Origin of the sequence: Clostridium sp. ZBS15 (assembly GCF_023845705.1) — a bacterium.
GTDB classification, from domain to species: domain Bacteria; phylum Bacillota; class Clostridia; order Clostridiales; family Clostridiaceae; genus Clostridium; species Clostridium aquiflavi.
Genome location: NZ_JAMQHY010000035.1, coordinates 19,567 through 40,232, shown reverse-complemented (window position 1 = coordinate 40,232; position 20,666 = coordinate 19,567). Strand labels below are relative to the sequence as shown.

General features: G+C 27.4%; 21 protein-coding genes and 1 riboswitch. All 21 genes read left to right on the top strand.

Annotated features, from left to right (window positions below):
• Positions 1 to 72 precede the first annotated feature (72 nt).
• The 21 genes from NG904_RS10380 (at position 73) to fliI (ending at position 20,638) form a co-directional block, all read left to right on the top strand.
• On the top strand, positions 73 to 1,851 hold the full coding sequence (locus NG904_RS10380; RefSeq protein ID WP_252231546.1) for a motility associated factor glycosyltransferase family protein: 1,779 nt from the start codon (positions 73 to 75) through the stop codon (positions 1,849 to 1,851).
• The gene (locus NG904_RS10375; RefSeq protein ID WP_252212668.1) at positions 1,841 to 2,149 is read left to right on the top strand and encodes a DUF8042 domain-containing protein; all 309 of its coding nucleotides are present in this window, start codon (positions 1,841 to 1,843) and stop codon (positions 2,147 to 2,149) included. Before NG904_RS10380 ends, NG904_RS10375 begins: the two co-directional genes overlap by 11 nt.
• 58 nt (positions 2,150 to 2,207) lie before the next feature.
• Positions 2,208 to 2,999 carry a cytidylyltransferase domain-containing protein gene (locus tag NG904_RS10370; protein WP_252231545.1) on the top strand — a complete coding sequence of 264 codons (792 nt, stop codon included), beginning with the start codon at positions 2,208 to 2,210 and terminating at the stop codon, positions 2,997 to 2,999.
• Entirely contained in the window at positions 2,983 to 3,945 is a 963-nt protein-coding gene (locus NG904_RS10365) for a Gfo/Idh/MocA family protein (protein ID WP_252224786.1), read from the top strand. Before NG904_RS10370 ends, NG904_RS10365 begins: the two co-directional genes overlap by 17 nt.
• A 2-nt stretch (positions 3,946 to 3,947) precedes the next feature.
• Entirely contained in the window at positions 3,948 to 5,093 is a 1,146-nt protein-coding gene (locus tag NG904_RS10360) for a glycosyltransferase family protein (protein ID WP_252231544.1), read from the top strand.
• Positions 5,081 to 6,382: a DegT/DnrJ/EryC1/StrS family aminotransferase gene (locus NG904_RS10355; RefSeq protein ID WP_252231543.1), complete on the top strand. Its 1,302-nt coding sequence runs from the start codon at positions 5,081 to 5,083 to the stop codon at positions 6,380 to 6,382. Before NG904_RS10360 ends, NG904_RS10355 begins: the two co-directional genes overlap by 13 nt.
• Before the next feature lies 1 nt (position 6,383).
• Positions 6,384 to 7,058: a methyltransferase domain-containing protein gene (locus NG904_RS10350; RefSeq protein WP_252231542.1), complete on the top strand. Its 675-nt coding sequence runs from the start codon at positions 6,384 to 6,386 to the stop codon at positions 7,056 to 7,058.
• Entirely contained in the window at positions 7,059 to 8,147 is a 1,089-nt protein-coding gene (locus NG904_RS10345) for a GNAT family N-acetyltransferase (protein WP_252224807.1), read from the top strand.
• Between the two features lie 17 nt (positions 8,148 to 8,164).
• Entirely contained in the window at positions 8,165 to 9,178 is a 1,014-nt protein-coding gene (pseB, locus tag NG904_RS10340) for a UDP-N-acetylglucosamine 4,6-dehydratase (inverting) (RefSeq protein WP_252212661.1), read from the top strand.
• A gap of 27 nt (positions 9,179 to 9,205) precedes the next feature.
• Positions 9,206 to 9,940: a cytidylyltransferase domain-containing protein gene (locus NG904_RS10335; RefSeq protein ID WP_252231541.1), complete on the top strand. Its 735-nt coding sequence runs from the start codon at positions 9,206 to 9,208 to the stop codon at positions 9,938 to 9,940.
• Between the two features lie 10 nt (positions 9,941 to 9,950).
• The gene (locus NG904_RS10330) at positions 9,951 to 10,796 is read left to right on the top strand and encodes a formyltransferase family protein (RefSeq protein ID WP_252224814.1); all 846 of its coding nucleotides are present in this window, start codon (positions 9,951 to 9,953) and stop codon (positions 10,794 to 10,796) included.
• 64 nt (positions 10,797 to 10,860) lie between these two features.
• A complete protein-coding gene (pseI, locus tag NG904_RS10325) occupies positions 10,861 to 11,919 on the top strand; it encodes a pseudaminic acid synthase (RefSeq protein ID WP_252231540.1) in 1,059 nt (352 codons plus the stop codon).
• Positions 11,920 to 12,945, top strand: coding sequence for a UDP-2,4-diacetamido-2,4,6-trideoxy-beta-L-altropyranose hydrolase (gene pseG / locus NG904_RS10320; RefSeq protein WP_252231539.1), 1,026 nt, complete (start codon positions 11,920 to 11,922; stop codon positions 12,943 to 12,945). It begins immediately after the preceding gene.
• Positions 12,946 to 13,113: 168 nt separating this feature from the next.
• On the top strand, positions 13,114 to 13,968 hold the full coding sequence (locus tag NG904_RS10315; protein ID WP_252212655.1) for a flagellin: 855 nt from the start codon (positions 13,114 to 13,116) through the stop codon (positions 13,966 to 13,968).
• Between the two features lie 200 nt (positions 13,969 to 14,168).
• Positions 14,169 to 14,251, top strand: a riboswitch (cyclic di-GMP riboswitch).
• Between the two features lie 522 nt (positions 14,252 to 14,773).
• Positions 14,774 to 15,175, top strand: coding sequence for a flagellar basal body rod protein FlgB (gene flgB / locus NG904_RS10310; protein WP_252212654.1), 402 nt, complete (start codon positions 14,774 to 14,776; stop codon positions 15,173 to 15,175).
• 14 nt (positions 15,176 to 15,189) lie between these two features.
• A complete protein-coding gene (gene flgC / locus NG904_RS10305; RefSeq protein WP_252212653.1) occupies positions 15,190 to 15,597 on the top strand; it encodes a flagellar basal body rod protein FlgC in 408 nt (135 codons plus the stop codon).
• A 13-nt stretch (positions 15,598 to 15,610) separates the two neighbouring features.
• The gene (gene fliE / locus NG904_RS10300; RefSeq protein ID WP_252212652.1) at positions 15,611 to 15,937 is read left to right on the top strand and encodes a flagellar hook-basal body complex protein FliE; all 327 of its coding nucleotides are present in this window, start codon (positions 15,611 to 15,613) and stop codon (positions 15,935 to 15,937) included.
• Positions 15,938 to 15,961: 24 nt separating this feature from the next.
• Entirely contained in the window at positions 15,962 to 17,524 is a 1,563-nt protein-coding gene (gene fliF / locus NG904_RS10295; RefSeq protein ID WP_252231537.1) for a flagellar basal-body MS-ring/collar protein FliF, read from the top strand.
• 6 nt (positions 17,525 to 17,530) lie between these two features.
• Positions 17,531 to 18,547 (top strand): flagellar motor switch protein FliG, encoded by a 1,017-nt coding sequence (gene fliG / locus NG904_RS10290; protein WP_252212650.1) that lies wholly within the window; start codon positions 17,531 to 17,533, stop codon positions 18,545 to 18,547.
• Complete coding sequence (locus NG904_RS10285; protein ID WP_252231535.1) at positions 18,531 to 19,319, top strand: FliH/SctL family protein; 789 nt, start codon at positions 18,531 to 18,533, stop codon at positions 19,317 to 19,319. Before fliG ends, NG904_RS10285 begins: the two co-directional genes overlap by 17 nt.
• Before the next feature lie 11 nt (positions 19,320 to 19,330).
• A complete protein-coding gene (gene fliI, locus NG904_RS10280; RefSeq protein WP_252212648.1) occupies positions 19,331 to 20,638 on the top strand; it encodes a flagellar protein export ATPase FliI in 1,308 nt (435 codons plus the stop codon).
• The last annotated feature ends 28 nt before the right edge of the window (positions 20,639 to 20,666 follow it).

Sequence of the window (20,666 nt, the reverse complement as noted above, 5' to 3'; positions counted from 1 at the left end):
GTAATAATATCAAAAAGCCAGCTTTTAGCTGGCTTTTTTTGAAATAACATATAATTGAAGGGATTACTGTTTATGAATAAGATTTATAAAAAAAATATGCAATATTTAAAAGAACTTAATTTAGATCTTTATAATAAAATATCCGAAGTAGACATAAATACGGTAGAAGTAATAAAAGCTAAAGATAATAGTGATACATTAATTAAAAAGAATGGAAATGGATATATATCAATACATAGTAGGTATAATACTAAAACACAAGCTAGAACTATATGTGAATATGCATTAAATGATAACAGCGATATTATATTTATAATAGGTATGGGGCTAGGTTATGAAACAAGAGAAATAGTGAAAAATAGTAATGGTAAAAGATGTTTTATCATTGAACCAGATAGTGAAATTTTTAAAGTGGCTCTAAACAGTATAGATATAAAAACTATTTTTAATAATAATAATAATATTCATTTTATGTTGGGTGATAACGGTGAAGATATAAGTAATTTTTTTTATAATCTAGTACAAAGTGAAAAGACAGTAAATGTTAAATTCGTTATTTTGCCAGCATATGAAATTTTATATAGTGAATTAATTATAAAGTTAATAAAGGATATGAGAAAAATTTTAAATCTTCATAGGGTAAATATTCACACAAAACTTAGTTCTCATAGACCATGGCTTCAAAGCTATATAATAAATTTAAAATATTTAAAGGAAACATGTCCTATAACAAAATTACATTCTAAATTTGAAAACATACCTGCTATAATAGTAGGCGCAGGTCCATCTTTAAATTACAATTTAGAACATTTAAAGAAAGTTTGTAATAAAGCAATAATTGCCCCGGTTGGAACAGGAGTAAAAGTTTTAGATAATAACAATATTAAAGGACATTTATTAGGTGCTATAGATACTTGGATTTCAGAGGAAAAATTATTTAAAAATTTAAAATTAAACAAAGACTCAGCACTTATGTATTCGACTATGGTATGTCATACTGTACCTGATTTATTTAATAGAAATAAATTTTTAATGAATACAACAGTAATGGATCAGTTTATAAGTGATAAACTGTTATGGGAAAAGTATAATTTGTTTTCAGGACCTTCCGTAGCAAATTCTATTGTTTATAATTTAGCAAGACTAGGATGTAATCCTATAATATTATTAGGACAAGATTATTGTTTTAGTAATGGCAAAAATTATGCTGATAGTGCAGATGATTTTAAAGATATGAGTAGCGAATTTGAAAAAGATGGATATATAAAAACTAAAAATGCAAAGGGCGAAGATGTATATACAGATCCTGCATTTTTAGCTACTAGACAATCAGTTGAATTTTGCATAAGACTAAATTCAAATATTAAATTTTTAAATGGAAATTCTTTAGGTTTAAATATCGAAGGAGCAGAAAATATAGATTTTAATGAGTATGTAGATAATATACTTAGTAAGGGCAAAGAATATAATATAGAAAGTATAATTGATGAGTGTTATAAAGAACATGTATTAAATGCAGACAATGATTTAATAGATGAATTTATAAAAGTTGTTGGACGTGATATAGATAATGTTATAAAAATATGTAAAGATTTAATAAGAATATTAGAGAGTAGTTCAAGTGAAAAATATAAACTAGATTATTTAAAGGAAAAACAAAAAGAATTTAATGAAATTGAATTATACAAATATATAATAAGAGATGTAGTAGAGAGTGCAGAACATATATATTCTAAAAAAAATAAAATAGAAAAAGAATTAAGTATATATTGTTATGCACTAGATAAACTTCTAATAATGGAAAATGCATATAGATATGAAATTCTTAAAGGAGAAAATGATGAGTATTAATAGTGAATTAAAGACAAAAATTACTTTTGTAGTAAATAATATAGATGAATGTTGGGAAAAATTAATAACAAATCAACTTGATGAAGCAATGAAAATTTTAGATAAAATATTTATAGATTTTGATTATATTATAAATGTTTCAACTAAAGAAAATATAGCTATTGATATCCAAAAGATTTATAGTTGGTTTGTTGAAATGGAAAAATGTTTAAAAGCTAAGGATTATACATTACAAGCAGATATTTTGAGATATGAAATAAAGCCAATTATTAATAAAGTTGTAATTGGTGTTAAATAATTTAATAATGTATAATATTTATTCTAATAAAATTATTCGTAAAATGGAGATGATAGAAATGTATAAGGACAAAGGAAAAATAGTTGCTACAATAGAAGCAAGAATGACATCTTCAAGACTTCCAGGAAAAGTTCTCATGGAATATTGTGGCAAACCTAATTTACAGCATATTGTAGAAAGATTAAAAAGAAGTAAAGTGATAGATGATGTAATAGTGGCTACAACCGTTAATAAGGAAGACAATTCAATTGTAGAGCTTTGCAAAGAAATAGGATGTAAATATTATAGAGGTAGTGAAGATGATGTTCTTTTAAGAGTATTAGAAAGTGCAAAATCTGTTAATGCAGATATAATTGTTGAAATTACAGGTGACTGTCCTATGATAGATTGGAGACATGTAGATAAACTTGTTGAAATATTTTTTTCTGGAGAGTATGATTATGCATCCAATATTTTGAAAAGAACATTTCCAAGAGGTTTCGATACTCAAGTTTTTCCTGTTGGAATTTTAGAAAAGGTTAATAAACTTACTAAAAATCCAGTTGATCACGAGCACGTATCTCTTTATATTTATACGAATCCAGAAAAATTCAGGCTAATAAATTGGGAAGCAGAAGAAAAGATGAATTATCCAGAATTTGAAATTACCCTAGATACAAAAGAAGATTATGAATTTATAAAACAGATTTATGAAATATTATATACTAAAGATTCAGATTTTTCAGCACAAGATGTAGTTGAATTATTAATTAAAAATTCTGAAATGATAAAACAATTAGAAAATACGCATAGAAAAAACCCGTTTAGGGAGCAGAAAGAGTGGCAAGAAAAACATGGGGAAAAAGTATAATGTTTTAATTGTGGGAGCAGGAAATATAGGAGCATTTTTTGATAATCCATCTTCAGAAAATATACTTACACATGCACATGCTTTTTTAAAGATAGAAGGATTTAATCTTTTAGGGTTTGTGGAAACTTCAAAAAAGAAGGGCGAAGAAGCAGCGAAGTTATGGAAGGTTAATTATTTTTCAACAATTGAAGAGGCATTTAGTGAAAATGATATTGATGTAGTATCAATATGCGTACCAGATAATTATCATTATAGTATACTGAAAAAAATATCAAATTTCCCAATAAAATTAGTTTTTTGTGAAAAACCTTTAGTTAAAAATATAAATGAGGCAAACGAAATAATTAGAATATATAAAGAAAAAAATATAAGATGTTTAGTAAATTATTCAAGAAGATTTGTAGCTGAATTTAGTATATTAAAAGATAGCATTTTGGAAGGGAACTATGGAAAATTTCTATGTGGAAGTGGATATTATGGTAAAGGAGTTTTACATAATGGATCACATTTAATAGATTTACTAAGATATTTAATTGGAGAAATAAAGGATTTTAAAGTTATAAACCATAGTTATGATTTTTATGATGATGATCCAAGTGTATCTGCTGTTTTGAATTTTGAAAATGGTGGCGATTTTGTTATGCAAAATATACCATATTATAATTACACTATTTTTGAATTAGAATTATTATTTGAAAAGAAGAGAATAAAGATAATTGATTCTGGATTTAAAATTCAAGAGTATAGTGTGTCAGATAGTAAAGTTTTTAGTGGATATAAAAATTTATTTAAAGAAAAAGAATATGAAACTGAATTAAATAAGGCTATGTTAAATGCAGTTACAAATATATATAATAATTTGATATATAATGAAAAATTAAACTGTGTTTTAGAAGATGGATATAAGGATATGGAGATTTGTGAAAGATTAAAGGTGATGAATTAAGTATGAATAAGAAAGTATTGCTATTTTCAAGAGATCCAGGAGGAGCAAATACAGTAGTACCTTTATACGAAAAATTAAAAGAAGAAGGATATAATGTAAAGATATATGGTAAAGATGTAGCATTAAATCGATATGAGCAATATGGTTTGAAAGGTATAGATATTAGTGGTAGTTTAAGTTATATTTCAGAGGATGGAATATATAAATTCTTATTAGAAGAAGCTCCAGATTTTTTAATAACAGGAACAAGTGCAGATGACTTTACTGAAAAATATTTATGGAAATGTGCTGAAAGATTAAAAATACCATCTTTTGCGATATTAGATCAATGGATAAATTATGGACTAAGATTTTCAAAATTTGGTGTTAGTCAATTAAAAGAGTATGAAAAGAAAAAAGAGCATATTTATTTACCTTATAAAATTTTAGTTATGGATAATTACTCCAAAGAACAGATGATTAAAGAAGGAATACCCGAAGATAAGATACTTATTTCAGGTCAGCCGTATTTTGATTATCTTATAAGTAAAAAAGAAACAATTAGTGATAAAGTTATAAAAGATTTTAGAAAAATTATTGGATTCGATATGGAGGACTATATAATAACTTATGCATCAGAACCATTGTCAAAAACTTATGGTGAAAGTGACACTTCAGAACATTATTGGGGATATAGTGAAAGAAGTATTTTTAAAGAATTTATTAATGTATTAAATCAAGTTAGACAAAAGACTAACAGAAAAATAGGACTAATTATTAGATTACATCCTAAAGAAGATGAAAATAACTATAATGATCTTATAGATAATATAAATGATAATATTTCAATTTTAATAGATAAGAAGTTAGATGGGTTTAAGTTAATTTGTACTTCAAATTTAATTTGTGGTATGTCATCAATGTTTTTAATAGAAAGTGCAGCACTAGGAAAATCAATAATTAGTATGCAAATGGGTTTAAATCGAGATAATCCTTTTATTTTAGATAAAATTGGAGCGGTGAAGTCTATTTTATATACAAAAGAATTGGAAGAAAAAATTGAAAAATTTGTAATGAATGATAAAAATGAAGGATATGAATTTAAGATACAAAAAGGTGCTATAGATAATATAATAAATTTTATGGAGGAAATAATATGTCGATATTAGCTATAAATGGTGGTAAAAAAGTAAGGGAAAGGTTGTTTCCCGCATATAATCCAATTGGAAAAGAAGAAAAAGAGGCAGTTGAAAAAGTATTGAATAAAGGTAAACTTTCAAGATTTTTAGGAACATGGCATGAAGATTTTTATGGTGGAGAGGAAGTAAAAGCATTAGAAAAAGAATGGGCTGAAAAGTTTGGAGTAAAATATGCTATATCAGTGAATTCAGCTACATCAGCTTTATATTGTGCAGTAGGAGCAGCAGGAATAGGACCCGGTGATGAAGTTATAGTATCTCCTTATACGATGACAGCTTCAGCTTCAGCAGCGTTAGTTTATAATGCAATACCAGTATTTGCAGATATTGAAGAAAACTATTTTTGCTTAGATGTTAAATCTATAGAACAAAAAATAACAGAAAGAACTAAAGCTATAATAGTTGTAGACATTATGGGTCAGCCTTATGATGCAGATGCAATAAATGCTATTGCAAAAAAACATAATTTAATAGTAATAGAAGATGCAGCACAAGCACCAGGCGCTATATACAAAGAAAAGTATGCAGGTACCTTAGGTGATATGGGAATATATTCATTAAATTATCACAAGCATATACACTGTGGTGAAGGTGGCATAATAGTAACTGATAATGATGAATTAGCTGAGAGATTGATGCTTATAAGAAATCATGCAGAAGCCGTTGTAGAAGCTAAAGGTGTGAATAATCTTGTTAATATGATTGGATTTAATTATAGAATGACAGAGATAGAAGCTGCTATTGCAAGAGAACAGTTGAAGAAATTAGATAATTTATTAGAAGCAAGATTAAAGAATGTAGAATATATATCGGAGAAATTGTCTGAAATTCCTTGTATCGAAATTCCAGAAACTAGAGAAGGTTGTAAGCATGCTTTTTATGTTCATGCCATTAAGTTAAAAAAAGAAATTGCAGGAATAAGCAGAGAAAGATTTATTGAAGCTGTAAATGCCGAATTAACTCCTTTTGAAATGAGAGAAAATGAAGGTGTAAAACTTAGTAGTGGTTATGTTAGGCCACTATATTTACAACCAATTTATCAAAAACTTGTAGGTTATGGTGAAACAGGATGCCCATTTAAGTGTCCAATGTATAAAGGACAACTAAACTATAGCAAAGGAATTTGTCCAACGTGTGAAAAAATGCATTTTGAAGATTTAATGACTCATGAATTTATAGTTCCATCCATGACTGAAGAAGACATGGATGATGTGATTAATGCATTTAGAAAAGTATGGGAAAATATAGGAGAGTTATAAAGTGGATAAATACAAATTAGTAAATAGAAATGTATATTTAAAAAATAAATATAAGAAAAGTTTTGAGAGTAATGGGTATTCTCCAGAGGCGGTTTTATGGACAAAAGAAAAACAATTTATAAGATTTGAAAATCTTATAAATTCCTTTTCTATAGAAGGAAAATCTATATTAGATATTGGATGCGGATTTGGTGACTTAAATAAATTATTAAAAGAACAAAATAATAATTACAATTACTGTGGTTTAGATATAGTAGAAGAATTTATTAATGTTGCTGAAAAAAAATATGGTAATTCACATGTTAAATTCGAATGTTGTGATTTCTTAAACAAAGATTTTGATGAAAAATATGATTACATAGTTGAATCTGGAATTTTTAATATAAAATCTAGCGAAATAGATAATTTAGAGTTAATTCATAATACTATTGAAAAGGCTATGGATATGTGTAAGGAAGCAATTGCTTTTAACTTTCTTACAGAGAGAGTAAATTTTAAAGATAAAGACTTCTATTATGTCAATCCAGAAAAAATATTAAATATTGCTTATAAATATTCAAAAAAAGTTGTATTAAAAAGCGATTATTTGCCATTTGATTATACCGTAGTAATATATAAAAATGATTCATATGATCAAACTGGCATATTTAATACATTAAGAAATAGGAGAGTTTAGTTGAAGATAAAATTTTTAAATATAGATGAATATGATAAATGGGATGATTTTTGCTACAAAAATTCTAATGGAACTTTCTTTTATACTTCAAATGTAATTGAATATAACATTAATTCAAATTTTAATATTACTGCTACGAATAAATCTTTTTTTGTATTAAATGATAATAAAGAAGTAATTGGTGTAATGGTTGTTTTTATTGAAGAATGTGAAGAAAAAAAATATTTGGCTTATGGAGGAGGTCCACTATTAGCACCATTAATAAGTGATAAATTAAATAAAAAAACTAGACAGAAAACATTAAGCTTAATAATAGAGACTATAGATAGATTAGCATTAGATGTTAATGTGGAAAAAATTGAAATGATCATTCCATATCAAAATGTTACTTATATTGAAAGCATTGATAAGCACAATTATCTTTTAAGATATAATGGTTTTCTAGATATTAGTAGACAAACTTCTATGATATCTATTTTAAAAGATAAAAAAGGTATTTTTTCTGAATTTAATAAAGGATTTAAATCATGTATTAACAAAGCAGATAGATATTTAACTTCAAAAATAATAGATTATACGAATATAAATGATGAAGATGTGCATAAGTTTATGAAATATTATTTTAACATTGCAGGGAAAGTTACAAGACCTAAAAACACATTCGAAAATATTTATAGATGGATAGTAAATAATCATGCAATACTTATAGAGACTTCTTACAATGGTGAAGTAGTTGGTTATATACTGTTTCATTACTATAAAGATGTTGCATATTATTCCATGGGTTGCAAGTCAAAGAATTATAAAGAGTTTGATTTTGAAATATCTCATATTATGATATGGGAAGCAATAAAATATTTAAAATCACTAAATATAAAATATATAGATTTAGGAATACAGGATTATAATGATACTATAGGATATTTTCCAACCCAAAAGGATAAAAGTATTAGCGATTTTAAAAGAGGATTTGGAGGATTTACCATACCTGTATTTATAGCTGAAAAATTTTACATAAAAGAAAGTTTTTTTGATAGTTATTATAAAAGGATTAAAGAATATGAAAAAAGAAATTTTATAAATGACTAGTAATTGGAGGGTTAAAATTGATAAATAATAAAAATATATTGATAACAGGTGGAACAGGATCATTTGGTAAAAAATTTGCAGAAAGAATATTAACTGAATATAATCCTCAAAAAATAATTATATATTCAAGAGATGAATTTAAGCAGGATTTGATGAAAAAGGATTTTACTACAAAATTTCCAGATAAGGTGAATAAACTAAGGTTTTTTATAGGAGATGTTAGAGACAAAGATAGATTATATAGAGCATTTAAGGATGTTGACTATGTTATTCATGCAGCAGCTATGAAGCAAGTTCCAGCTTGTGAATATAATCCATTTGAAGCTATCAAGACTAATATTCATGGAGCGCAAAATATAGTTGATGCTTGTATTGACAAAGGAGTTAAGAAATGTGTAGCTTTATCAACAGATAAGGCAGTTAACCCAATAAATCTTTATGGTGGAACAAAGCTTGTTTCAGATAAGTTGTTTATTTCAGGAAATGCATATTCGGGTGGAGATGGAACTATATTTTCTGTAGTTAGATATGGTAATGTTGCAGGAAGCAGAGGGTCAGTGATTCCATTTTTTAATCAATTGTTAGATAAAGGGGAGAGAGTTTTACCTATAACTGATTTTAGAATGACAAGATTTTGGATTACTTTAGATCAAGGTGTAGATTTAGTGTTTAAGGCATTAAATGAATCGAAAGGTGGAGAAACATATATTTCTAAGATACCGTCATTTAAAATAACAGATTTAGCGCAAGCTATGTGTAAGGAAATTGATATTAAAGAAGTTGGAATAAGAGAAGGGGAAAAGCTTCATGAAGTTATGATAACTAGTGACGATTCTAGAATGACTTATGAATATGACAAACATTACATAATTTACCCTAATTTTGATTGGTGGAATTCAAAACTATTTATGACTGCAGGTGGCAAAAAAATAGAAGATGGATTTGAATATAACTCATCAAATAATAATAAATGGCTTAGTATAGAGCAATTAAGAAAAGAAGTGGAATTATTAGGTTTTATAGTTAAATAATTAAATAAGTTAAGGTAGGGAGTTTAAGTGAAAGTAGTATGTATAGTGCAAGCTAGAGTTGGTTCTACAAGATTACCAGGCAAGGTTCTTAAAGAAATATGCGGGAAAACAGTACTTGAGCATGATGTGAATAGGTTAAAACTAGTACCTAATATTGATGAGATAGTTATTGCGACAACTGTAGAATCTCAAGATGATAAAATTTTATATGAAGCTAATAGGCTTGGAGTTAAATATTTTAGAGGATCAGAAAACGATGTTCTTTCTAGATATTATTTTGCTGCTAAAGAAAACAATGCTGATATAGTTATAAGAGTAACAAGTGATTGTCCTTGTTTAGATTATAAAATATTAAAGGATATGATTGATATGTATTTAGATAAGAGTAATGATATTGATTATATAAGTAATACAATAGATAGAACTTATCCAAGGGGTTATGATGTAGAAATTTTTTCATTTGACGCATTAGAAAAAGTATATAATAATGCCAAAAAAGATTATGAAAGAGAACATGTAACACCATATCTATATGATTTAAATAATAAGTTTAGAATTTTATCATATAAGAATTCTAAGGATTATTCAAAATATAGAGTAACGCTAGATACAGAAGAGGATCTTCAAGTTATAAAAGCTATATATGAAGCTTTGTTTGAGGAAAATGGATATTTTTTATTAGAAGACGTAGTAAATTTTTTAAATAAAAATCCTCAAATAGTAAGTATTAATGAAAATATAGAACAAAAAAAATTATATTAAGGAGAATATTGTGAAAAAAATTTTATTTTGTGGATTTGGCAAATTAGGAGTAGAATGTATTGAAAAATTATTAGATAATGATTATGAGATAAGTTATCTGCTTACACATAAGGAACTTAGAGAGGAAAGTTTAGATACATTTGCAATTAAAAATAATATAGATTACTCATATAAAGATACTAGAAAGAATACTGATGAATTTTTAAAACAATTTCGCAATATGAATTTAGATTATTTAATAAGCATAAATTATAGATATATTATTCCTAAAAAAATCTTTACTATTCCTAAATATGCAATAAATATACATGGTTCATTATTACCAAGGTATAGAGGAAGAACTCCGCATGTTTGGAGTATAATAAATGGAGAAGAGTATTCGGGCATTACATCTCATTTTATAGAAGAAAGCGTAGATACAGGAAATATAATAGAACAAAAAAAAATAACGATTGAAAATTATGAAACTGGATATGATTTATTAAAAAAGTTTGAAAAAGAATATCCTGAATTGTTAATACAAACAATAAAAAAAATAGATAATAACTATAAGGGAACAGAGCAAGATGAGGATAATGCAAGTTATTATGGAAAAAGAATACCTGAAATGGGCTATATAGATTTTCTTAAAGACTCAAATCAAATAATTAATTTTGTTAGAGCTCAATCATATCCTTATCCAGGCGCATATTCTTATTTGAAAGATGGTAGAAAAATAATTATTAATAAAATTAAAATTGCGAGTGAAAAAATTTCATTAAGTTTAATAGGAGTTATTGAAGTTATCGATAATAAGTACTTTGTTAAGTGTATTGATAAAGTGTTGGAGTTAGTTGATTTTGATATTTTAAATTAATAATATAGTTTATATATTTAGTATAATTATTGGAAAAATAAGAAGTATAAAAAGGTGAATAAGTATGAAAAGCATAAAGATAAAAAATAAGATAATATCAAATGACCATAGGTCATTTATCATAGCAGAAATTTCTGCAAATCATAACCATGATATAGAGATTGCAAAAAAAATGATAAGAGAAGCTAAAAAAGCTGGTGCAGACGCAGTTAAATTGCAAACATATACTGCTGATACAATAACTCTTGATTGTGACAATGAATATTTTCAAATTAAACAAGGAACTATATGGGATGGAACTACTCTACATAAGCTTTATAAAGAAGCATATACTCCATGGGAGTGGCATAAAGAATTAATGGAGGTTGCAGACGAAGAAGAAATTATATGTTTTTCTTCACCTTTTGATAAATCAGCTGTTGATTTTTTAGAAGAATTAAATGTTCCAGCATATAAAATTGCATCATTTGAAATTACGGATATACCATTAATTGAATATATAGCTAAAAAAGGAAAGCCGGTTATAATATCAACTGGAATAGCAACTATTCAAGAAATACAAGATGCAGTAGATGTATGTAGAAAAGTTGGAAATGACCAAGTAATTTTACTTAAATGTACTAGTGCGTATCCATCTAAATTAGAAGAAATGAATTTAAAAACTATACCTAATATGGCAGAGACATTTGATGTTTTATGCGGATTGTCAGATCATACTTTAGGTATAACTGTTCCTACTGGAGCAGTCGCTCTAGGTGCAAAAGTGATTGAAAAGCATTTTATAATAGATAGAAAAATGGGAGGACCGGACTCTACATTCTCACTAAATATAGATGAATTTGCACAAATGGTATCATCGATAAGAGATATAGAAAAGGCATTAGGAAAAGTAAATTATACATTATCTGATAAAGCTTTGAAGAATAGAGAATTCAGTAGATCATTATTTATAGTAAAGGATATTAAAGCAGGAGAAAAGTTTACAGAAGAAAATGTTAAATCTATAAGACCAGGATTTGGATTACATCCTAAGTACATCAAGGATGTAATAGGAAAAAGATGTAATGGAGATTTTGAAAAAGGGACACCTTTAAAATGGGGATATGTGGAGTCAGGTGATTAAGTGAAAATAGCAATAAGAGCGGATGGTGGTTCTCAAATAGGGATGGGACATATAATGAGAACATTAGTTTTAGCTAAAGAATTAGCAAAAACCAATGATATTTTTTATGTATGTAGAATAGATTATCTAACATCTAATAAGTACAAACCTGGTATAGACAAGATTAAATCTGAAGGATTTAATGTAGTAACTATAAAAGAAGGTATTTTTGTTGAAGAATTATGCAAAGTTAATGCAGATTGCTTAATCACAGATAGTTATGATGTGAATGAGGAGTACTTTAATATTACTAAGAAATTTTTTAAAGTTACTGGATATATAGATGATATGAATTTGTATTACTTTAATGTAAATTTTATAATTAATCAAAATATTGGAGCAGAAAAATGTTTCTATAAGGTAAATAAAAATACAAAATTATTTTTAGGAACTGAATATACTATGTTAAGAGAAGAATTTAGAAACATTCAAAAAAAGGTTGTTAATCCACAAATAGCGGATATTATGATAACTGTAGGGGGATCAGATTCTGAAGGACTTACGAATATTATATGTAATTATATACAAGAGTTAGAATTTAGATTTCATGTTGTAATAGGTCCATCTTTTGAAGAAGACAATATTAAAGAATTAATAATATTAAGTGAAAAAACGAAAAATGTAAATTTATATTTTAATGCTAATATGGTTAAGTTGATGAAAAAATGTGATATAGCTATTTCTGCATGTGGAAGTACATTATATGAATTTGCAGCGTGTGGAGTTCCAATAATAGGAATAATACTTGCAGATAATCAAAAGGAAGTTGCTATAAATCTACAAAGTAAAGGTGCTATAGAATATTTAGGGTGGTATGATGAACTTAACAAAGAAGTTTTGTGTAATGCAATTTTAGAATTAAATAAGAATATTAATAAAAGAAGGAAAATGAGTAAAAAGAGTACATGTATTGTTGATGGTAGAGGTGCTGAACGAATTACAAATGTTTTGAACAAGGTCTTTGGGATAAAAAAGTTTGACGTTTAAATATAAATGGCAGATGAGATAAAAATAAAAACCTTATCTGTTTTTTTATAAATCACCCCTGGGGTGTAAATATTTCCAGATAGATGCAAATGTAAATTTAAAACATAAAGTTTTTATGATAAAAACCGATAACTAAATATTGTTAAAATAAAAAATGGTGGTGATTAAATGAGATTAAGTCATAATATGTTTTCCGCAAATATATATAATAACTATAAAAAGCAACTTACAAATAATTCTTCTGCTGTTAACAATATAAGTTCTGGTCTTAAGCTTAATTCAGCTAAGGATAATCCTAATAAGATAACTCAAAGCCAAATGCTTAAGATACAAGTTTTAAGTAATGCAGCAGCAAAAAGGAATATTGAAGATACTAACTCTATGATTCAAACTTTTGATGGTGCTATGCAAGAAATGAATGACAGTTTATGCAGAGTTAAAGAGTTAACAGTTCAAGCAGGAGGCGGAACATTAACTTCTAAAGACAGAGAAGTAATTCAAAAGGAAATTGATCAGTTGACAAATCATTTAGATTATATGGCTAAAAATACAGAGTTTAATGGTGTTAAACTTATAAATGAAGATAAGGCTACTATTAAAGATGGAGCAGTAACTTCTATGATAGGAAGTTTACAAGATGAACTTACAGTTCTACCTAAGTTTAATCTTACAGCTGAAGGGTTAGGATTCAAAGATGATACTGGCAAAAAACTTTTAGATGTAACAAATAAAGATAATATAGGTAATTCTTTAGATATAATAGATACAGCTATACAATCTGTATCTAGTGCTAGGAGTAAGTACGGAGCAATACAATTAAGACTTGAGGGGACGGGAGATGCTATATCTGAAAATAGTATGTCATTAGAAAAATCTCAAAGTAATATTGCAGATGCGGATATTGCATTTGAGATGCTTAAGTTTTCAGAAAGTCAAATATTAATACAATCATCTATTTCTTTAATTGCTCAAAGTAATAATTTCCCACAAGATGCATTGAATGTTTTAAAAAATATTAGATAAATAAATATTATATTTATATGCTTTACTTAATAATAAATTTGATTTTATGTTGATTTTTATATTAAGTAAGGCGTTTTTATTTATATAATTAAAAAGCAAAATATATTGTTGGAAATTTTATTAAAAAATTTTTAAAAAAATTTTGTTTTATTTTGAAAAATCATGGAAAATAGGTTATAATATAGTTGTAATATGTAATACAATTGAATAGGCAAAACTAATTAAAGTTAGTGACGCAAAGCTATAGGGGCTAAGGAGCAATCTATGCCAGCCAGTTGCCGAAGGGTATAATATACTTTTTGTTTTAATTAATTCTATGTAAAAGCAATTAATTTAATTAATATGTTTTTTTATATATAATTAATTTCATTATGTAACTACTCTTTAGGGGTGGTTTTTTATTTTGGATTAGATTAATTAATTAAAATTAAACACTAGATAAAAAATATGAAATACATGTCTTATATTAAATAAAAATGAATATGACAGAAAAGGTGAAAAAGTTATAGTTTTCTCAATAAGATATACTGAAATATGAAATTTTTATAAAATATTTAATTGTTTTCAAAAAAAGTAGTTAAAAACAATTTTATATATAGTATAATAGAATATGGATTTATGGAAATGCAAAATATTTAGAATAAAATATTGCAATATTTGTAATAATTTGGATTAAAAGTAAAAAAAGATGTAGCATAAATATAGTTATTATTTTATAATTATATTAAATAGATAAAAAATGTATTATTATTGGGTAAAATATAACTATTTAAATTATTAAAGAAATTATTATGGGGGGAAACACATGCCTATAAATTCAATTAAATCATATGATACATATAATTTGATCAAAGATGGACTTAAAGCATCTAATGCAAGGTCAAAAGCTATAGCTAATAATATGGCAAATATAAACACAAAAGGATATAAAAAATTCAATGTAATTTTTGAAGAAAACTTAAAAAATAGCTCAGATACAAAGGATTTATCATTGAAAATTACAAATTCTAGACATTTAAGAGGAAATAATGATTTAAATGGCGATATAGAAGTCGTAAGAGAAGAAAATACTAGTATGAGAACTGATGATAACAATGTAGATTTAGAACTTGAAAAAGTTAATCAAGCTGCTAATACATTAAAATACAATGCTTTGATTACTAAATTAAATGGGAAATTTAATAGTTTAAAAACTGTTATAAAGTAAAGGAGGGATAATTTATGAATGCATTTACATCTATGCAAATAAGTGCCACAGGTATTTCAGCAGAAAGATTAAGAATGGATACAATAACATCTAACATGACTAATTCAAGTACCACAAGAAGTGCAGATGGTAGTGGTCCTTATGTTAGAAAAATAGCAGTTTTTCAAGAAGCACTTGATGAAAATAGAAAAATGGCAGGAATTAAACCAGTGAAAATCGTAGAGGATAAATCACCACTTAGAAAGGTTTATAACCCTACTCATCCTGATGCGGATGCAACAGGATATGTAACTATGCCTAATGTTAATGTGCTAAATGAAATGGCGGATATGATGGTATCTACAAGATCATATGAAGCCAATGTAGAAACATTAAATGCACTTAAAGGAATGTTTTCAAAAGCTTTAGAAATTGGTAAATAAGGAGTAAATAAGAATGAAGATTATTAATGGGTTTGACCAAAAACAAGTGTTATTTAACAATAAATTTGATGTTTTAAATAATAAAAATGGACAAGAAGTTACATCTAATAAAGAAAACAATGTGAGCTTTGGTGAAACATTGAAAAATTGTATAAGTGATGTAAATACAAAACAAGTACAAGCTGATAATTACACCAATGCTTTTGTTAAAGGTGATGATGTAAATATAGATGAAGTTATGATAAAAGGAGAAGAGGCAAGCTTAGCATTACAATTCTTAGTTAAAACTAGAGATAATTTAGTGGAATCATATAAAGAATTAATAAAAATGCAATTGTAACTGAAGTGAGGAGTGCTACGATAAATGAATAAACTTTTAGAAAAAGTCAAAGGGCTGTGGGAAAAGTTTAAAACTCAAAGCAAGAAAATAAAAATTGCTATTTTTGTATCCTGTGTTGCTGTAATTCTTGCTATTGCAAGTACAGTAATTTACACATCATCAAATAAGTACCAAATTTTGTTTTCAAATCTTGATCCCAAAGATGCACAGACTATACTCGCTAAGCTAAATGAACAAAAAGTTACAACCAAAATACAAGGGGATACTATTTTAGTACCTAATGATAAGGTAGATCAATTAAGGCTAGAACTAGCTCCTGAATTGAAATCAGGAAGTAGTGGATATGAATTAATGGATAGTGGAAGTTCTTTTGGAATGACGGACGAGGAGTTTAAAGTTAAAAAGTTAAGAATGCAAGAGGGAGAACTTGAAAAAACAATAAAAAGTTTTTCTCAAGTACAAAGTGCAAGAGTTCATATAACACCATCTACAGACTCAGTTTTTGTTAAGGAAAGTACGCCAGGAAAGGCTGCTGTATACTTAGAGTTAAAGACAGGAAGCGAAATTACTAAAGATCAAGTGAAATCAATAGTTGCACTTGTTTCAGGTAGTACAGAAAATATTCCTAAAGAAAATATTGAAGTCATAGATGATAAGATGAATTTACTTACAGCTAATTTAAATGATGATGAAAATGAGATGATGAGCTCAGAATCGTTAGATAAGCAATATTCTTTAGAAAAAAATTATGAAAGTAAATTACAAAAGGAAATAGTAAGCTTATTAGAACCTGTTATAGGTAAAGACAAGGTTAAGGCTACTATTAATGTAGACTTAGATTTTGATTCTAAGCAACAAACACAAACAGTGCTTGATCCTAATAAAGTAGTTGTAAGTCAACAAACAATTAAAGAAGTTAATAATAATGGTACTGATGGGAACATTAGCGAGAGTCCCGTTGATAATAATATAAGTAACACTACAGATAATAAAAATAATACAAATTCTAATTCAACAAGAGAAGAACAAAAAAATAACTATGAAATTGGAAAAACTGAAACTAAGGTTATTAGCGCGCCAGGTGAAGTTAAGAGAATGACAGCTTCAGTTGTGGTTGATGGAAATTTAGACGCAGCAACTCAAAAGGCTATTGAAAATGCAGTATCTAATGCAATTGGATTTAATTCTGTTAGAGGAGATCAAATTTCTGTATTAGGTATGAATTTTGATCCAAGCCTAAAAGAAGACGCTCAAAACCAAACAGATGCATTTAATGCAGAAGCTAAACAAAAGGAAATGCAAAAATATATAATTATGGGTGCTGTAGCATTATTAGCTTTAATTATAATAATAGTTATTTTAGTTAAAAAGAGAAGAAAAAATGCTAAAGATGAGTATGATGATGAAACTCAATTGTTAGATGTAGTAGTTGGGGATGAAAAAGAATCAGAATTATTTGAACCAATAGAATTTGAGACTAAAAATGAAAAAACTCATATGGAAAATGAAATTAAAAAATATGCCACAGATAAGCCAGAGCAAGTGGTTGAAATTATCAAAGCTTGGCTTGCAGAGGATGAGAGGTGATAGTCTGTGAGTAAAGAACCTAAAAAATTAACAGGAGTTCAAAAAGCAGCAATACTTTTTATAACGCTTGGACCGGAAGCTTCATCAGGAATATTGAAAAAATTACCTGAGCAAGAGATTCAAAAGATATCATATGAAATTGCTAATATAACTTCTGTTACATCAGAACAAAGAGAAGAAATTTTAGATGAATTTTTAGAAATAAATAAAGCAAGAGATTATATAATTGAGGGCGGAATGGATTATGCTAAAGTTTTATTATCAAAAGCTTTAGGTGCACAAAGAGCAAATGAAATCTTAGAAAAAGTTTCAGAAGCTACATCACAATACAGACCATTTGCTATTGCTAGAAAAGCTGATGCTCATCAGCTTTTAAATGCAATAACTTATGAACATCCTCAAACTATAGCTTTAATTTTATGCTATTTACAAGCTGATAAAGCAGCTCAAGTTATGGCAGAACTTTCAGAAGAAACTCAAGCAGAGGTTGCATTTAGAATTGCAACTATGAGTAATACATCTCCAATGGTTATAAAAGAGATAGAGGCAGTACTTGAAAGTAAGTTGTCTTCTGTAGTAAAGACAGAGATGACAAGCTTAGGTGGAGTTCAAACATTAGTTGACATTTTAAATCAAGTTGATAGAACAACTGAAAAGAATATTACAGAGGGTCTTGAAAGAGAAGATGCAGAACTTGCAGATAAGATTAAGAGTTCTATGTTCGTATTTGAAGATATTATTACTCTTGATGATGTATCTATTCAAAGAATTCTTAGAGAAGTTGAAGTTAGTGATTTATCACTTGCACTTAAAGGCTGTTCAGAAGATGTTGCAAATGCAATTTATAGAAATCAATCTAAGAGAGCTGCTGCTTCTTTAAAGGAAGATATGGAATTCTTAGGACCTGTAAGACTTATGGATGTTGAAAAGGCACAACAAAAGATTGTTTCTATAATTAGAAGATTAGACGAATCAAATGAAATAATAATTTCAAGAGGTGGAGAAGATGCAATCATCGTATAGTATTATAAAAAAGAACTGTGCTTTGGATGCAGAAAAAAAGAAAATTTCTACTGAATATATATCTAAGAAAAAGAAAACAGAGTTTGAAGAAAATATTGAAGAAGAACTTCAAGAAAAATTTTATTCAAAAGAAGAAGTAGATGCTTTAATTGAAAAGTATGAAGAAATAGGAAAAAGAATAATACAAGATGCCAACAATGAAAAACAGGGAATCATTTTAAGAGGAACCATGCAAGCTCAAAATTTGGAAAAAGAAGCTTATGAAAAGGGATATGAAGAAGGGCTAAAAAATGGTTATGATGACGGATATAAAAAAGCTTATGATGAAAATATAGACTTAGCTAAAGCTAAATCTCAAGAAATTATTGATAAAGCAGAAGATGTGTTAAGATCTGCTAATGAGAATTATGCTAAATATTTAGAAGATAAGAAATCTGATATTTTAAAATTATCTTTAGAAATTGCTAAAAATATTTTAAGGAAAGAATTAGGTCATGAAGATTCAATGAATTTATTGGTTGAAGAAGCTATTCAATTATCTAAAGATGAAGAGAATTTAATAATAAAGTGCAATTCTCTTCATGCCGAAGAGCTTAAATCACAAGTTAATAGATGGAAAATTTCTTATTCTATAAAAGATGAGATTTTCATCTTAAATGATGACTTTATAGAGCCAGGAAATGCTATCATAGAAAAGCCCAATGGTAAAGTAATTGTTGGATTTGATATAGGCATGGAAGCAATAAAAAAAGAAATATTGGGACAAGATTAGGAGTATTAAACATGATGGATATTGACTTTAATAACTTAATCAAGAAGGTTGACAATACTAATTCAATATATACTGAAGGTGTAGTTAATAAAGTAATTGGTCTTACAGTTGAAGTAAAAGGAATAAAAGGATTTGTTGGAGAGTTATGTATTATATATAATGAAAAAAATACTCCTGTTAATTGTGAAGTGGTTGGTTTTAAAGATGGATTTGTTGTTTTAATGCCATTAGATGAATTAATAGGAATTTCTCCAGGATGTAGAGTAGTTCCAATGCGTAAGCCTTTAAGTGTAAGATGTTCTGACAAACTATTAGGTGAAATTATTGATGGATTAGGAAAGCCACTAAGGGGTGAAGAGCTTCTAGAAGGAGAAGATTACCCACTAGAAAATAATCCACCAGATCCTTTGAAAAGAAAAAGAATTAAAGAAATAATGCCAACAGGTATTAGAGCTATAGATGGATTCTTAACTTGTGGAGATGGTCAAAGAATAGGTATTTTTGCAGGAAGTGGAGTTGGTAAGAGTACTACTCTTGGGATGATAGCAAGAGAAGCAAAGGCAGATGTCAATGTTATTGCTTTAATTGGAGAAAGAGGTAGAGAGGTTCTGGAATTTATAGAGAAAGATCTAGGACCAGAAGGTATGAAAAAATCAGTTGTAGTTTGTGCTACTTCTGATAAACCAGCATTAATAAGATTAAAGGGTGCTCTTACGGCTACTGCAATAGCAGAATATTTTAGAGACAAAGGTAAAAAAGTAATTTTAATGATGGATTCTGTTACAAGATTTGCAATGGCTCAGAGAGAAGTAGGTCTTGCAATAGGAGAGCCTCCTGCAACAAAGGGATATACACCATCAGTATTTGCTAAGTTACCAAAATTAATGGAGAGGTCTGGGACGTCAGAAGATGGTTCAATAACTGCTTTTTACACAGTTTTGGTTGATGGAGATGATTTTAATGAACCAATAGCAGATGCTGTAAGAGGTATCTTGGATGGGCATATTGTACTATCAAGATCTCTTGCTCATAAAAATCATTATCCTGCAATTGATATATTAAATAGTGTAAGTAGACTTATGAATTCAATAGCTCCACCACAGCATATAAAAGCAGCTTCTATTGCTAGAGACCTTTTAGCAACATATAAAGAATCAGAGGATTTAATTAATATAGGAGCATATGTAAAAGGTAGTAATAAAAAAATAGATTTAGCAATTTCTTATCATGATAAAATAGAAGAATTTCTGCGTCAAACTGTTAATGAAAAATCAAATTTTGATGAGAGTATAAGTTATTTAGTGTCAATGTTTGAATAGTAAATATCACACATCAGTAGTGGAGGTA